This window comes from Kaistia sp. 32K (assembly GCF_016629525.1).
Lineage (GTDB): Bacteria > Pseudomonadota > Alphaproteobacteria > Rhizobiales > Kaistiaceae > Kaistia.
The window spans coordinates 1,806,343-1,822,275 of sequence record NZ_AP024269.1; the positions used below are offsets into that span (position 1 = coordinate 1,806,343).

General features: G+C 67.4%; 12 protein-coding genes. 4 read left to right on the plus strand and 8 right to left on the minus strand.

Features of this window, described 5'->3' with window-relative positions; all coding sequences use genetic code 11:
- Positions 1-37: 37 nt before the first annotated feature.
- The 3 genes from K32_RS08105 to K32_RS08115 all read right to left on the minus strand — a co-directional run bounded on the left by K32_RS08105 (position 38) and on the right by K32_RS08115 (position 4,421).
- Complete coding sequence (locus K32_RS08105) at positions 38-1,165, minus strand: ABC transporter substrate-binding protein (RefSeq protein ID WP_371813029.1); 1,128 nt, start codon at positions 1,163-1,165, stop codon at positions 38-40.
- Positions 1,166-1,555: 390 nt separating this feature from the next.
- Entirely contained in the window at positions 1,556-3,100 is a 1,545-nt protein-coding gene (locus tag K32_RS08110; protein ID WP_201403528.1) for an aldehyde dehydrogenase family protein, read from the minus strand.
- A 37-nt stretch (positions 3,101-3,137) separates the two neighbouring features.
- Positions 3,138-4,421, minus strand: a complete 1,284-nt coding sequence (locus K32_RS08115; RefSeq protein WP_201403529.1) for an FAD-binding oxidoreductase — start codon at positions 4,419-4,421, stop codon at positions 3,138-3,140.
- Between the two features lie 194 nt (positions 4,422-4,615).
- Here K32_RS08115 and K32_RS08120 point away from each other — a divergent pair, with 194 nt between their 5' ends.
- A complete protein-coding gene (locus K32_RS08120; RefSeq protein WP_201403530.1) occupies positions 4,616-5,632 on the plus strand; it encodes a CorA family divalent cation transporter in 1,017 nt (338 codons plus the stop codon).
- 98 nt (positions 5,633-5,730) lie between these two features.
- Here K32_RS08120 and cydX read toward each other — a convergent pair whose 3' ends face one another.
- The 3 genes from cydX to K32_RS08135 are packed head-to-tail and all read right to left on the minus strand — an operon-like array spanning position 5,731 to position 8,635.
- Positions 5,731-5,862 carry a cytochrome bd-I oxidase subunit CydX gene (gene cydX / locus K32_RS08125; protein ID WP_201403531.1) on the minus strand — a complete coding sequence of 44 codons (132 nt, stop codon included), beginning with the start codon at positions 5,860-5,862 and terminating at the stop codon, positions 5,731-5,733.
- Positions 5,863-5,878: 16 nt separating this feature from the next.
- On the minus strand, positions 5,879-7,030 hold the full coding sequence (gene cydB, locus K32_RS08130; protein ID WP_201403532.1) for a cytochrome d ubiquinol oxidase subunit II: 1,152 nt from the start codon (positions 7,028-7,030) through the stop codon (positions 5,879-5,881).
- Between the two features lie 15 nt (positions 7,031-7,045).
- Positions 7,046-8,635, minus strand: coding sequence for a cytochrome ubiquinol oxidase subunit I (locus tag K32_RS08135; protein ID WP_244669902.1), 1,590 nt, complete (start codon positions 8,633-8,635; stop codon positions 7,046-7,048).
- A 148-nt stretch (positions 8,636-8,783) separates the two neighbouring features.
- Here K32_RS08135 and cydD point away from each other — a divergent pair, with 148 nt between their 5' ends.
- Positions 8,784-10,568, plus strand: a complete 1,785-nt coding sequence (cydD, locus tag K32_RS08140) for a thiol reductant ABC exporter subunit CydD (RefSeq protein WP_201403533.1) — start codon at positions 8,784-8,786, stop codon at positions 10,566-10,568.
- Positions 10,568-12,220 carry a thiol reductant ABC exporter subunit CydC gene (gene cydC / locus K32_RS08145; protein ID WP_201403534.1) on the plus strand — a complete coding sequence of 551 codons (1,653 nt, stop codon included), beginning with the start codon at positions 10,568-10,570 and terminating at the stop codon, positions 12,218-12,220. The genes cydD and cydC overlap by 1 nt, the downstream gene beginning before the upstream one ends.
- 253 nt (positions 12,221-12,473) lie before the next feature.
- On the opposite strand, the gene K32_RS08150 is transcribed toward cydC, so the two are convergent.
- On the minus strand, positions 12,474-13,079 hold the full coding sequence (locus tag K32_RS08150; protein ID WP_201403535.1) for a TetR/AcrR family transcriptional regulator: 606 nt from the start codon (positions 13,077-13,079) through the stop codon (positions 12,474-12,476).
- Between the two features lie 110 nt (positions 13,080-13,189).
- On the opposite strand from K32_RS08150, the gene K32_RS08155 reads away from it, so the two are divergent.
- The gene (locus tag K32_RS08155) at positions 13,190-13,813 is read left to right on the plus strand and encodes an FMN-dependent NADH-azoreductase (RefSeq protein ID WP_201403536.1); all 624 of its coding nucleotides are present in this window, start codon (positions 13,190-13,192) and stop codon (positions 13,811-13,813) included.
- 82 nt (positions 13,814-13,895) lie between these two features.
- Here K32_RS08155 and K32_RS08160 read toward each other — a convergent pair whose 3' ends face one another.
- Positions 13,896-15,863, minus strand: a complete 1,968-nt coding sequence (locus K32_RS08160; RefSeq protein WP_201403537.1) for a hypothetical protein — start codon at positions 15,861-15,863, stop codon at positions 13,896-13,898.
- Positions 15,864-15,933 lie beyond the last annotated feature (70 nt).

Here is a 15,933-nt window from a genome sequence, read left to right on the forward strand (position 1 = left end):
AGCGCAGGTCCGGGGCCTTCAGGCGTTGGTCGAGACCTCAGTGGGCGAGGGTGACCTTGCCGTCGACGATCTTCACCAACGTGCCGTTCGCCATGTACTGGCCGCTCTCGCGACCTTCCGGGCCGTCCTTGACGAACGTAACGGTGCCGTTCAGCGTCGGCACCGAAATCTGCCAGAACGCCTCCCGGATCGCCTTCGGATCGGCGGCGCCGGCCTTCTCGATCGCCGCCTTGATGACGTGGATGCCGTCATAGCCGCGATAGCTCTCGGTCAGGCCAGCGCTGCCATGGCCCTGCTTGGCCCAGGCGTCGATGAAGGCCTTGGCCTGGTCCGGATGCGGGGTCTTGTCCGGCTCCCACGGCGCGAAGAACACCATGTGCATCGTGTTGTTGGCGGCGGAGCCGGCCTGCTCGATCAGCTGGTCCGGGTTCTGCGAGCCGCCCGTGGTGATGATCCGCTTGGTGATGCCGAGGGCCGCCGCCTGCTTCAGCACCAGCGTCAGCTGCTCGACGGCGGTGGTGACGATGATGGTGTCGGAGTCGGACGCCTTGATCTTGGAGAGCTGGGCGCTCATGTCTTGCGCCGACTGGTCCATGATCTCGGAGAGGCCGACCTCGACGCCGTTCTCCTTGAACATCGCCGTGAAGTCGGTGATCGTCCCGCGACCCCAGTCATTGTTGATCGCCAGGAAGTCGACCTTCTTGATGCCGAGATCCGGCAGCAGCGTCTTGAACAGCGCCGCCTCGACGAAGGAGGGCGGCGAGATGCGGAAGATGTAGGGGTTGCCCTGCTTGGTGATCTTGCTCGACGACGAGGTCTCGACCAGCATCGGCACTTCGTACTGCATCAGCTTCGGCATCGCGGCGAGCGTCAGGCTGGAGCCCCAGGCGCCCATCATCACCGGCACCTTGTCGCGCTCGATCAGCTTTTCGGCGACAGCGGCGGCCTCGGTCGGGTTGCTCTTGTTGTCCTCGATCACAAGCTCGATCGGGTTGCCGAGCACGCCGCCGGCGGCGTTGATCTGCTCCACGGCGATCTTGGCGCCGTCGACGATATAGGTTCCGGAGGCCGCGAACGGCCCCGTGAGCGGCTGGTTGACGCCGATCTTGATCGCGTCCGCCGATGAAAGCCCCGTCGTCGCCATGAGCATCGAAAGGGCCAGCATCGTGATCGAAGTTCTTGCCTTGAGCATTCGTTCTCCTCCCGTCGGGTTGGGCCGCACGCTTCTGCACGCCCGCGACGACGCCGTACCACCGAGGCGGCCTGGTACAGCGTTCCTCATCGTCGATGGAGCAGGCCACCCTTGTTCCAAAGTTGCCTGATGCATTGGTGCTATCTTGCTGTCTTTAGGATGTTATCGCAAGGGAAATATAGGGCCAATCTTCGAGCTGGTTCGCTCGCCCGAACGCGCGGTTTCGGGACCATTTCCGGATCAGGACGAAGGGCTGGAAGATCAATCGGTTGCCGCGAAATGCTGAGCGGGCGCGACCGGGCGAGCCGCCCCGCGAGCCCGGCCGTGGCCGGGCTCGCGGGGCAGGGGCGGCTTCGCGGATCGTCAGGCGACGTCGAACTGGACGCCTTGCGCCAGCGGCAGCGTCTTGCCGAAATTGATCGTGTTGGTGGCGCGGCGCATATAGGCCTTCCAGGCGTCGGAGCCGGATTCCCGGCCGCCGCCGGTTTCCTTCTCGCCGCCGAACGCGCCGCCGATCTCGGCGCCGGACGGGCCGATATTGACGTTGGCGATGCCGCAATCCGAGCCGCGCACCGAGAGGAAAGTCTCTGCCTCGCGCAGATCGTTGGTGAAGATCGACGAGGAGAGACCCTGCGGCACGGCGTTGTGCAGGCGAAGCGCCTCGTCGAAATCGGAATAGCGGAGCACATAGAGGATCGGCGCGAAGGTCTCCTGCTCGACCGGGCCGGTCTGCGCCGGCATCTCGACGATGGCCGGGCGCACGTAATAGGCGGCGGGCGCGGCCGCCGCGTCGACGCGATCGCCGCCCGTCACCGCGCCGCCGGCGGCCCTGGCGGCACCGAGCGCCCGCTGCATGCCCTCGAAGGCGCGGGCGTCGATCAGCGGGCCGACCAGCGTGCCGGCCTCGAGCGGGTTGCCGATTTTGACCGAGCCATAGGCTTGCTTCAGGCGCGGCACGAGGGCATCGTAGATGCTGTCATGAACGAAGAGGCGGCGCAGCGTGGTGCAGCGCTGGCCGGCCGTGCCCATGGCGGCGAAGGCGACGCCGCGCAACGTCAGGTCGAGATCGGCCGAGGGGCAGACGATGGCGGCGTTGTTGCCGCCGAGCTCCAGGATGGCGCGGGCAAAGCGGCCGGCGAGGCGCGGGCCGACGGCGCGGCCCATGGCGGTCGAGCCGGTCGCCGAGACGAGCGGCACGCGCGGATGGTCGACCAAAGCCTCGCCGACGGCGCGGCCGCCGATCAGGACGGTCGCGAGATGGTCCGGCAGCGTGCCGCCCTCGGCGACGAAGCGTTTTGCCGCGCGGTCGAACAGGGCCGTCGTCGCCAGCGCCGTCAGCGGCGTCTTCTCGGACGGCTTCCACACGACGCTGTTGCCGCAGACGAGCGCGAGCGCCGCATTCCACGACCAGACCGCGACGGGGAAGTTGAAGGCGGAGATGACGCCGGTGACGCCGAGCGGATGCCAGGTCTCCATCATCCGGTGATCGCTGCGCTCGGTGGCGATGGTGAGGCCATAGAGCTGGCGCGACAGGCCGACGGTGAAATCGCAGATGTCGATCATCTCCTGCACCTCGCCGAGGCCCTCCGAGACGATCTTGCCGGCCTCGATCGCGACCAGCCGGCCGAGCGCTGCCTTGTGCTCGCGGAGTTCCTCGCCGAGCAGGCGGATCAGCTCGCCGCGCTTCGGCGCCGGCACGCTGCGCCAGGCGAGGAAGGCCGCATGCGCCGCCTCGATGGCGCGGTTCGCCGCGGCTTCATCCGTCTCGACGAGGCGGGCCAGCTCCTCGCCGGTAACAGGCGAATGGACGGCGAGCGTGCCGCCGGAGCGTACCGATGCGGGAACGCCGATCTCGGCGAGAAGTGTGTCGACCTCGGCCTTGAGGGTGTTCTTGATGGCGATGGTCATGCTCTTCCTTCCTCGAAATCCGGGTCTCGACTGCGTTTCAAAGCCGGGCGTCGGCCAGATGGGCGATCTGCGACCCCACTTCGTAATAGGCTTCCTTGAGGCGGCGCAAGCGCGCCGCGCTGGCGTCGGTGACGGGAAGCGGCAGCGCCTCCTCCGGAATCCGGCCCGCGATATGCCCGGCGAGGATCTGCCCGAATACGGTGCCGGGCGCGATGCCGCGTCCATTGTAACCCGAGAAGGTGATCACGTTCGGGGCGAGCTTGTGAAAGCGCGGCAGGCAATTGTCCGTCATGCCAATCTGGCCGTACCACTCGGCCTCGAAGGCGACGTCGCCGATCTGCGGGAAGATTTTGGCGAGCGCCCGCTTGGCCCAGGCGCGGTGGATCGGCGCGCCGCTGCCGCGCAGCGCCCCGACGCTGCCGAAGACGAGCCGGCCGGCGCGGTCGAGGCGGAACGAGCTCAGGATCTCGCGCGTGTCCCAGGCGCCCTGCCGCTCCGGCAGGATCGTGCTCCGGAGATCCGCGTCGAGCGGCACGGTGGCGAAGTTGAAATAGGGCAGGTGGATCTGCTCGGCGCGGATCTCGGGCCAAGGCATGCTGGTATAGGCGTCGGTCGCGACGACCACCCAGCCGGCCGTGACGCTTCCGCCCGCCGTCGCCACGCGCCAGCCGCCGGCCGCTCTTTCCGCCGACACCACCGGGCTGCGGACATGGATGCGCGCGCCGTGAGCGAGCGCAGCGCGGGCGAGGCCGCGCGCATAGGCGAGCGGCTGGATCGTCCCGGCGCGCAGATCGAGCAGCGATCCGGCATAGGCATGGCTGCCGGTCTTTTCCGCTGTATCGGCGGCGTCGAGCAGGCGGACCGGCGCGCCGCGGGCAAGCCATTGCTCGGCCCGCTGCCGGATCTCCGCCAGCCCTTTCGCCCCGACGGCGCAATGCAGCGTTCCCGCTGTCTCCAGCTCGCATTCGATGCCATGCGCGCGGACCAGCTCGAAAACCTGTCGCGGCGCATCGCCGAGCAGCTCGAGCAGGCGGTCGCCAGGCTCGCGGCCGAGCGTCGCCGGCACGTCGTCGGGCATCACCCACATGCCGGCATTGACCAGACCGACATTGCGCCCCGATCCGCCGAAGCCGATCTCGACGCCCTCGAGCAGCACGACATCGAGGCCGTCGCGGGCAGCGTGCAGGGCGGTCGACAGGCCGGTATAGCCGCCGCCGATCACCACGACGTCGGCCGTGCGGTCGCCGGCGAGAGGCGTCGCGGGCGGGGCAGGCGGCGCCGTGCGCTCCCAGAGACCGTGCGATCGTGGATCGTTCTGCATGAGCCCGTCCCGGCGGATGTTCACCTTCCGTAAGGCGATCATGGCTGCCACCCGCGTCGGCGACAATGGAATTCCACGACCCGCGCGCGGCCTGTCATCGTTCTGTCATATGAACTGTCGCATGTGGTGCCGCCGCGCGGCGGCATGTCGAAATTCCTGCTCGACCGGCAAGCGATGCGATGATCAATCCGGCAATGCCTGCTGAAGCTTCTGCGCTGTCCCGACCCGTCTCGGGTGTGATCTGGGCCTATCGTTTCGATGCCGGCGGCGGCGCTCGCGCCATCGCGCTGGACGAGACGATCGCGCCGAGCGATCCGGCCGAAGGCTTCGTCTGGGTGCATATCGATTTCGTCGATCGCCTGGCGCGCGACTGGATCGCCGGGGTCGGCTGGCTCAGCGGCGATGCGCGCCGCCTGCTGCTTTCGGTCGATGATCATCCGACGCTCGATTTCGACAAGCACGCCGTCTGGGGCCGCTTCTCCGATACGCTGCAGGAGCATCCGGGCGAGGATTCCGACCGGACGGTGCCGATGCGCTTCGCCTTTGGTCCGGGCTATCTGGTCTCCGGCCGGCGACATCCCGTCCGCGCCGCGGCGCTGGCGCGAAGCAAGATCCAGAGCGGCCAGCCCGTCTCAGGCCCCGTCGCGCTGTTCGAGCTGATGATCGAGCAGGTGCTGCGCGCCATGGCGGAGACCCTTCGCGCGCTGCGGATGGAAGCGGATTCGATCGAGGACCGCGTGCTCGACGAGCGGCTGCACGACGAGTCGCGCCGCCTCGGGCCGCTGCGGCGGACGGCGGTCAAGCTGCACCGCCAGCTGTCCGGCTTCCGCAGCATCCTGCGCGAGTTTCCCGAGGACGACGACGACGAGGACGAGCAGAGCCACCAGGCCGCCTCCGCGGCGGCGGAACGGCTCCTGCGCCGCATCGAGACGCTGGATCAGGAAGTCCAGGAAGTGCAGGACCGCGCGCGCTTCCTGCAGGACGAGATCGCGGCGAAGCTCGCCAACATCAGCAACCGCCACCTCTATGTGCTCTCGATCATGACGGCGCTCTTGATGCCGCCGACGCTGGTGACCGGCTTCTTCGGCATGAATACCGGTGGCCTGCCGTTCCTCGACGGCTCCACGGGCTGGATCGGCGCCTCCGTCATCGGCGTCGTCGCCTCCGGCTTCACCCTCCTGCTGCTGCGCCGGCTCGGCTTCTTCGACTAGAGCGGCGCGGGATCCGCAGCCCCCAAACGAAAACGACCGCCCGGGATCGTCGGATCCGTCGGGCGGTCGTTCTGTTTTGCGCCGGGCGCTGGTCTAGATCAGCGATCCTTGCTCGGCGTGATACCGAGGCGGCCCTTCAGCCGGTCGTCACGCAGCTCGTACCACATGGCGTTGAGGATGCCGAAGGCGCAGGCGAGGCTGAGGCCGAGGATCCAGGAGAAATACCACATTGCTGAAATCCTCCGCTCAGTAGGCGTTCGGGTTCTTGTCCATCGTCACCGCCGTCACCTTGCCGCGCATCACGCGGTAGATGAAGGCCGTGTAGATCAGGATGATCGGCAGGAAGAAGCAGGTCGACAGCAGCATCACCCAGAGCGTCAGCTTCGACGAGGACGCGTCCCAGATCGTGAGGCCGTTGCTCGGATCGACCGAGGACGGCAGCAGGAAGGGGAACAGCGACACGCCGGCCGTGGCGATGATGCCGAAGATGGCCGCGCCCGAGGTGATGAAGGTGAGCGCCGGCTTCCTGGCGGTGAAGCCGACGAGCGCCAGCAGCGCGCCCGCGAAGCCGAGGATCGGAGCGATCATCATCCACGGATACTTCGTGTAGTTGGCGAGCCACGCGCCATTCTCGACCGAGACCGTCTTGCCGAGCGGGTTCGAAGGCCCGAGCGGGTCGATGACGCTGGTCAGCACATGGCCGCCGATGCCATAGGCGGTCCAGACGCCGGCAAGCGCGAACAGCACGATGACGGCCAGCGCCGCCAGCCGGCCGTAGCTGCGGGCGCGATCGGCGATGACGCCCTCGGTCTTCCACGTCAGCAGCGCCGCGCCATGCATGATCAGCATCGAGAGGCTGACGAGGCCGGCGAGAAGCGCGTAGGGCGTCAGCAGCTGGAAGAAGTTGCCGCGCCAGAACGTCCGGAGCGTGTCGTCGAACTCGAACGGCACGCCGAGCAGCACGTTGCCGACGGCGACGCCCAGGATCAGCGCCGGAATGATGCCGGCGATGCAGAGCACGATGTCCCAGGTCGAGCGCCAGCCGGGATCGCCGATCTTGCTCCGGTACTTGAAGCCGACCGGGCGCAGGATGAGGGCGACCAGGATCACCATCATCGCCAGGTAGAAGCCGGAGAAGGACACGGCGTAGAGCATCGGGAAGGCGGCGAAGATGGCGCCGCCGCCGAGGATCAGCCAGACCTGGTTACCTTCCCAGACCGGCCCGACGACGTTGATCACGACGCGGCGTTCCTCGTCCGTCTTGGCGACGAACGGCAGGAGGGCGCCGATGCCGAGATCGAAGCCGTCCATCACGGCGAAGCCGATCAAAAGCACGCCGAGCAGGAGCCACCAGATGAGGCGGAGCGTTTCGTAGTCGACTGGTACAATGTCATTCATGATAACCCCCGCGGATCAGAGCTTGGGGCCGGCGGCGGCCGGGATCGGCAGCACGTCGGGACCTGCGACGGCCGGCTGCAGCGGATCATGCTCCAGCGGGCCCTTCTTGATCGTCTTCACCATCAGGATCACTTCGATCACCGCCAGCACGCTGTAGATCAGAAGGAAGATCGACAGGCTGATGACGAGATCGGTGAACGTCAGGCCGGATGCCGCATAGAAGGTCGGCAGCACGCCTTCGATCGCCCAAGGCTGACGGCCATATTCGGCAAGCAGCCAGCCGGCTTCGATCGCCACCCAGGGCAGCGGCAGGCTGAACAGCGCCAGCCACAGCGTCCAGCGCTGCTCGCCGAGCTTGTGCCGCGAGGCGATGTAGAAGGCGGCGGCGAAGAAGGCGATGAAGTAGAAGCCGAGACCCACCATCAGGCGGAAGCTCCAGAACATGACGGGCACGTTCGGGATGGTCGAGGCGGCCGCCTTCGTGATGTCCGCATCCGTCGCGTTCTCGACGTCGGGGCGGATCTGCTTGACCAGGAGGCCGTAGCCGAGGTTCGGCCACTTCTCGCTGAATACCTCGCGAGCCTGGGTGTCGCCCGGGTTGGCGCGGACGACCTGCAGGGCCTTGTAGGCCTCGATGCCGTCGCGGATCCGGTCCTTGGCCGTCTCGACCAGGTTGACGATGCCGGGCAGTTCCTTCGTCAGCGAACGCGTGCCGATGACGCCGAGCAGGTAGGGGACGCTGATGGAGAAGCTGTTCTCCTGCTTCTCCATGTTCGGGAAGGCGATGAGGTTGAGCGAGGCCGGAGCCGGCTCCGTGTGCCACATGCTCTCCATCGCGGCGACCTTCATCTTCTGGTTTTCCGTCGTCACGTAGCCGCTCTCGTCACCGAGCACGACGACGGACAGCGCCGAGGCGAGGCCGAAGCTGGCCGCGACCGCCATCGAGCGCTTGGCGAACTCCAGGTGCCGGCCCTTGAGCAGGTACCAGGCACTGACCGCCATGACGAACATGGAGCCGGTGACGTAACCGGCACTTACGGTATGGACGAACTTCGCCTGCGCGACCGGGTTGAACAGCACCGCCATGAAGTCGGTGACTTCCATGCGCATCGTGTCGGGATTGAAGACCGCGCCGACGGGATGCTGCATCCAGCCATTGGCGATCAGGATCCAGAGCGCCGAGAAGTTGGCGCCGAAGGCAACCAGCCAGGTGACGCAAAGGTGTCCGACCTTCGACATCCGGTCCCAGCCGAAGAAGAACAGGCCGATGAAGGATGCTTCGAGGAAGAAAGCCATCAGGCCTTCGAGCGCCAGCGGCGCGCCGAAGATGTCGCCCACGTAGTGGCTGTAATAGGACCAGTTCATGCCGAACTGGAATTCCATGACGACACCCGTCGCCACACCCATGGCGAAGTTGATGCCGAAGCAGGTGCCCCAGAAGAGGGTCATGCGGCGCCAGATCTCGCGGCCCGTCATAACATAGACGCTCTCCATGATCGCCATCAGGAAGGAGAGCCCGAGCGTCAGGGGAACGAAGAGAAAATGATACATAGCCGTGGCCGCAAATTGCAGCCTCGACAGCGTAACGACATCGATATCAATCATGGCCTATACCTTTTGAGTCGCCAGGCTTTCACAGCTAGGGCTCCATAAGGCTACGAACATTGAGCGAAATCAATGCAGCGAGATCACGCGTGCGGTGGATTGGCACAGGGGCCGCACGGATACCGGCCAACACTATAAGCTTGGCCGCATGAACACTGTCGAATCCAGGCGCGAAGCCGCGCCCGCCCGCCCGTCCTCCCGTGAAATCCGGTGGCTGAGGGAGCGGGGACGTGTCGGCAAACGTGCGCTCGGCATCGCGATTCTCGTGCCGCTTGTGAGCGCCTGCCTGACGGTGACGCAGGCTTACTGGCTTGCAACCATCCTCCACCGCGCCATCGTCGACCACGTCGAGATGGCGACGCAGATGCCCGCGCTCGCCGGTCTCGCCGGTCTCGTCGCCGCCCGCGCCGCGCTCGCCTGGATCGGCGAATGGGCCGGAATTCGCGCCGCCGAAGACGTCAAGCAGGCGATCCGGCGCGATCTTTTCGCGAATTTGATGCGCCGAGGGCCCGATTGGATGCGTCAGCGTGCCTCAGGAGAGCTCGCGAGCCAGATTCTCGACCAGGTCGAGGCTCTTGACGGCTATTTCGCCCGATTCGTTCCGGCGATGATCGCCGCCGCCGTCGTGCCGATCGCCTTCGCCATCGGGCTGATGCCCGTCGATCTCGTCGTCGGCATCGTGCTCCTCGTCACCGCGCCGCTGATCCCCGTCTTCATGGCGCTGGCCGGCTGGGGCGCCGAGGCGGCGAGCCGCCAGCATCTGACCGCGCTCGCCCGGCTCTCCGGCATGTTCGCCGACCGCATTCGCGGCCTCGTCGTGCTGAAGCTGTTCGGCAGAGCCGAGGACGAGATCGTCCGCGTCCGCGCGGCGAGCGACGAGTTCGCCAGCCGCACCCTCGCCGTGCTCCGAATCGCCTTCCTGTCGTCGGCGGTGCTGGAGTTCTTCGCAGCCCTCGGCGTCGCCGGCGTCGCGCTCTATGTCGGCCTCACCTATCTCGACATGCTGAACCTGCGCGGCAGCGAGCTCGGCCTGCAGGCGGGCCTGTTCTGCCTGCTGATGGCGCCCGAGGTCTACATGCCGCTCCGCACGCTCGCGGCTCACTATCACGACCGCGCCAACGCCAAGGCGGCCGTCGCCAGCATCGAGGCGGCCTTCGGCAGCCTGCCGGAGGTCGCGCCCGCGACGGAGGTAAAGGGCGCGCCCTGGCCGGGCGAGGGTGGCGCCGTCGCCGTCCGCGCGCGGGATCTCACCGTCGATACGCCGGAGCGCGACACGATCCTTGCCGATACGAGCCTCGATATCGCGGCCGGCGAGAGCGTCGCGCTGCTCGGGCCGAGCGGTATCGGCAAGTCGACGCTGATCGAGGTGCTGGCGCGGCTGCGCGGTCATCAGGGCTCCGTCGAGATCGGCGGCGTCACGCTCGAGGCGCTGGACGAGGTGGCATTCCGCCGGCATGTCGCCGTGCTCGGTCAGCGGCCGCGCCTGTTCCACGGCACGATCGAGAGCAACATCCGGCTCGGCCGGCCGGGCGCCACCGATGTCGAGGTCCGGCTCGCGGCGACACGCGCCTGCGTCCTCGATTTCGCCGAGCGCCTGCCGGACGGTCTCGCGACGCCGATCGGCGAGCGGGGCAGGGGTCTCTCCGGCGGCGAGGCGCAGCGCGTGGCGCTCGCTCGCATCTTCCTGCGCGATCCGGCGCTGGTGCTCCTCGACGAGCCGACCGCCCATCTCGACACCGAGACCGAGGCGCGGGTGATGGACGAGATTCTCGCCTTCGCCGCCGGCCGCACCCTACTGATCGCGACCCACTCCATGGCGGTGGCCGAACGAATGGATGCGATCTGCGAGATCGATGATCGCAAGCGCATCGTCCGTCGCGCGCCGGCTGCCGACCGCGCCGCTCCCGCCATCCAGCTCGACGGGGTGGCGTGATGCGTCTTCTCTTCAGTCTCTTCGCGGCACGCTCGGGCGGTCTCCTCCTGGCGCTGGCGCTCTCCTGCATGACGCTCGCGGCCGGCGTCGCCCTGTTCGGCGTCTCCGGCTGGTTCCTGACCGGCGCGGCGCTCGCCGCCTCGGCGATGACCTTCGATCTATTCGCGCCCTCGGCGATGGTGCGCGGCTTCTCGTTCCTGCGCATCCTCTCGCGCTATGGCGAGCGGCTGTCCGGCCACGCGACAACCTTCAAGATCCTGTCGGATATCCGCGTTCGCATCTTCTCGCGGCTGATCCCGCTGGTGCCGCTCAAGGCGGCGGCCCACCGCACCGGCGATTTCGTCGCCCGGCTGACGGCAGATGTCGAGACGCTCGACATGATGTTCCTGCAGGTCGTCGCCCCGGTCGCGACTGCGATCCTCGGCGCGCTCGGCCTTGGAATCTTCCTCGCCTTCGTGCTGCCGGATGCGCTGCCGGTGGCGCTGATCGGCTTCGGGCTGACGGCGCTGCTCCTGCCGTCGCTGATCGTGCTCGCGGGCCGCAATACGGGCGCTGCGACGGTCCGGACGGCGGCGGACCTCCGCGTCGCTGTGCTCGACGGCATTGACGGCCATGCCGATCTGGTCGCGCTCGGCGCGGTCGGAGAAGCCGCCCGCGCCGTCGACGATGCCGCCGCCGCCATGCGTCGCGCCCGCCTGCGCCAGTCGCTGCTGATCGCCTGCGGCCCGGCTTTCGTCACGCTCGGATCCGGCGCGACGCTGATCGGCACGCTCTGGATCGGCTTGCAGGTTCTCGCCGAGGGCCGCGTCAGCGGGCCGGCCATGGTCGGCGTCTTGCTCGCGGTCACCGCCATCTTCGAAGTCGCAGGCCCGATTCTTCGCGGCGCGGGCAAACTGGGCGCTGCCAGCGCCGCGGCGCGGCGGGTGCAGTCGCTGGTCGACATGCCGCCGGCGATCCGCGATCCCGAGCGCCCGGTGGCGATGCCGGTCTCCGGCGGTATTCGCTTCGAGAAGGTCGGCTTCACCTATGGCCGCGACCACGATGTCCTGTCCGGGCTCGATCTCACCGTCGACGAGGGCGAGCGCATCGCCATCCTCGGCGAGAGCGGCACCGGCAAGTCGACGCTGCTCAGCCTTCTGCTGCGGCTCGCCGATGTCGAGGCCGGGCGGATCCTCGTCGACGGCGTCGATATCCGCGCCGTCCGCCAGGCGGATCTGCACGCGCATATCGCGCTCCTGACGCAGGAAGCGCCCGTCTTCATCGGCACGATCCGCGACAATCTCCAAATCGCTGATCCCTCCGCCGATGACGCCGCCCTCCATGCCGTTCTCGAAAAGGCGCGGCTCGACGCCTTCGTGCGCTCTCTGCCGCGCGGGCTCGATACCTGGCTGGGCGAGGCGGGCGAGACGCTTTCGGCCGGCCAGGCGCGCCGCCTCTGCCTGGCGCGTACGCTGCTGTCGCCGGCGAAGGTTCTGCTGCTCGACGAGCCGACCGCCGGCCTCGACCGCGCGACAGAAGTAGCGTTCCTCGCCGATCTCCTCGCGGTCACGACCGGCCGCACGCTGATCCTCGCAACGCACGCGGCGCTGCCGGAAGGCGCGGTCGACCGGGTTTACCGGCTGGAGAACGGCGCGCTGACGCTGGCGGGGTAGCCTCAGGGAGAGGTGAAGGGGCCGAACACCGATCATCATCCTGAGGTGCTTCGCGTCAGCGAAGCCTCGAAGGAGGGTCCAGTAGAGCTCCGAAGTTTGCCGACTAAGTCCGGCGAATTCGTCCACGGTTTCCATCAGGCGCAAGTTTCCTGGACCCTCCTTCGAGGCCCGGCTGCGCCGGGCACCTCAGGATGATGGTCGAGATTTGGAAATGCGGTCCGGAAGAATGGTATCGGCGATCGACTGAACCAGCTTACCGCTTATGCGAGGCGATGATGCCGGCGGCGAGGGTCGCGAGATCGGCGCCCGTGCCGTGGCCGACATTCTGCCAGGCGACGCGCGAGCCCTCGATCAGCAGGAACAGCTGATCGGCGAGCAGCTCCGGCTCGGCGAGATCGGAGGCGCGGCAGAGGCGGATCAGGTTGTCGCGGTGCCGGCGCGTATTCTCTTCGATCACCTTGCGGCCGGGATGGTTCGGATCGGTGATCTGCACCGCCGCCTTGGCCAGGGCGCAGCCGCTCTCATTGTCGGGCTCGGCATGCCGGGCGAACCGCCCCAGCCAGGCGTTGATCTGGGCCAGCGGCTCGCCGGGATGCTCCGCCTCGATCTCGCACCAGATCGCCGAGGACTCGGCCACCAGGCCGCGCAGATATTCGGCGACCAGCAGATCCTTTGATTCGAAATGCCGGTAGAGCGTCATCTTGTTGGTGCCGGCCGTCTCGGCGATCGTCTCGACGCCGACGCCGTGCACGCCATGCCGCGCGAACAGCTCCCGCGCCGCGACGAGGATGCGCTCGCGCGGCGGCGTCGCCTTCGCAGCGCCCAGGTGAACAGTCTGTTCAGCGGTTTTCAAATCCATCCCAATTGACTCGATGTTACCCAGTAGTAACATTTGCTAATGTTACTCAACGGTATCGGCGGCTCCCCCCGGGTCTCGGCCGGCTCCGTAACATAGTGAAGGAAAGACCGATGACCAATATCCTTTTCGTAACGTCCAGCCCGCGCGGCGACGCTTCGCACTCCAGCAAGGTGGCGGAGCGCGTGCTCACCGACCTCGTCGCCCATAGCCCGAACGCGACCGTCGTCCGCCGGGACCTGGCGCGCGATCCGCTGCCGCATATCAACGAGGCCTATCTCGGCGCCGTGTTCACCCCGGCCGAAGCCCGCAATGACGAGCAGAAGGCGATCGCCGCGCTCTCCGACAAGCTGATCGACGAGCTGTTCGCCGCCGACATCATCGTCATCGCCTCGTCGATGATCAACTTCTCGATCTCCTCGACGCTGAAGACCTGGGTCGACTATGTCGCGCGCGCCGGCCGCACCTTCTCCTATGTCGACGGCAAGCCGGTTGGTCTCGTGACGGGCAAGCGCCTCGTGCTGGTCGAGTCGAAGGGCGGCGTCTATTCCGAGGGCCCGGCCAATCAGTTCGACTTCCAGCTGCCCTATCTCCGTGCCGTCTTCTCCTTCCTCGGCCTGAGCGATATCGAAGCGATCACGGTCGAGGGCGTCGCCTTCGGTCCGGAGCATGCGGCGAAGGCCGTTGCGGCCGCCGAGGCCAAGGCCTCCGAGACGGCGCGCACGCTCGCCGCCTGATCGGCTGACAACTCCATACGCCATAAGAAAACGGCCGGATCTCGCGATCCGGCCGTTTTCGTTACGGGGTGGTCTTGTTTCGTTACGGGGTGGCCTTGATCTCGACCTGGAGCAGGTCGGGCAGCTTCTGCGGCGCGTTCTCCGCCGTGTCGATCAGCTGCGTCACCGGGACGGGCGTCGACGGCGCGGCGATGAGCGTCAGTGTGCCCGGCGCCTTCAGGAACGCCTGCAGCGCCGGGGCGAGCTTCGCCTGGAAGCCCGGGTTCTTCAGCGCGATCAGGAACAGCGGCAGCGCGCCGGCGATCTGCTGGCGGAACTTGTCCGGCTCGACGTTCATCTTCTTCGCCTGCATGCCGATGGCGCGCTCGACGATGGACTTGTCCTCGATCGCCAGCTGGCCGCGCGCGAAGAGCAGCGACGGGAGCACGGCCTCGAGCCGCTTCGGATCCTCGATCGCGGCCCGCGACAGGCCGGTCAGGGTGGCGTCCAGCGTCACCGTCGCCATGTCCTTGAGGGCGAGGCGGAACGTGTCGATCTTGACGCTCTCGTCGGCCTCGCGCCAGGAGATCTTCAGGCCGTAATCGGCGATCAGCCGGTCATAGCCGAGACCCTTGATCATCTCGCGCGCCCGGCGATCGTCGATCTGCGACAGGTCGAGGTCGAGGCCGCGGACGTCGGTCGCGATGCTGGTGGGAACCGGGCCGATATAGCCGCTGAGATCCGTGCGGGCGCGGTCGACCGAGCCGAGCTTCTTGCCGCCCTGCGTGACGTCGAGATTGACCGCCTCGGCGAAGCCGAAGGTCGGAATGAGCGGCAGCGGGTTGACCTCGATGCCGCGCTCGCTGGCGTAGATCGACTGAACCACCGCGTCGGGATCGGGGAACTTGAAGCCGCCGATCGCCAGGCGCTCGGCGCCGATCGAGCCCTTGTCCTGGATCGCCGCGTCGAGGTCGGCGATGCCGATCTCGCCGATGCCGTCGCTCGACAGGTCGAGGATGTGGAAGTCGCCGAGATGGAAGCGCTCGACCTCCGGCGCCGAGACGTCGAGGTCGTTCAGACGCAGCGCGCCGACGCCGGCGAAGCTCAGCAGGCCGGCGATGTTGTCCCGCGCGACCCGGGCCATCTCGTCCTCGGACATCTCCGGATTGGCGATGATGGAGTCGATGAAGCCGGTGAAGCTCCGCTTCGGCTGGCGGACGCGGAGATTCTCCGCCTCGAACGAGCCGACGCGGATCGCGGCGCCGGGGACGTCGATGGCGAAGTTGCGATAGGTCTCGAGGCCGAGCACGTCGCGCCACTTGCCGTCGCCGACGCCGCCGACATAGCGATCGGGATCGAACACGTCGATCATCGCGTCGAGGTCGTATTTGTGCGCCTCGATCTTGTCGACCTTGAAGGTCACCAGACCGTCCGGAGACGGCATTTCCTGCAGCACCGGACCGAGCGTGACGCGCTCGATCTTGCCGTTGGCCATGCCCTTCAGCTCGTAGCTGCCATAGGAGGCGCGCGAGGTCTGGCCTTCGGCCTTCTGGGTCGATTCCACTTGGCCGATGCGGATGCTGTCAATCGAGGTCTTGGCCGCGATCGCCAGGCCCCTCACGGCGGAGGTGAAGGCGTGGGCCGGATCGAAGACGAAATTGGCGAAGCTCGGCACGGCGAGATTCTCGACGCGGATGTCGCGGAGGTTCATGTCGGCGATGTCGCCGATCACGATCTTGCTGTCGTCGGCGCGGAGCTCGAGCGCCTTGAAGCCGCCATCCGAGGCTTCGGAATAGCCGGTCACGCCGATCGTGCCGAAGCTGATCTCGATCTTGGTCGCCAGCGTCTCGCTGCGGATCGTCAGGTTGCGGACCGTCGCGGTGCGCTGGCTCGCGTCATAGGAGAGCTCGGCATAGCCGGCGACCCAGTTGGGCGAGGCGTCAAGCGCGGCGATCCAGCTGCGGATCGCCGTTTCCGCCGGCTCCTCGGCAAGGGCGGGCAGCGAGGCCGTCATCGCGGCGGCGCTGACGCTGACGGCGAAAAGACGGAGGCGTAGCGACGGACGACTCATAGCAGGGCTCCATGGCGGCTGGGCGTTCGCGCGATTTCGGCGTTGCCCTCTCGAAGGCGGTCTTTCCGGC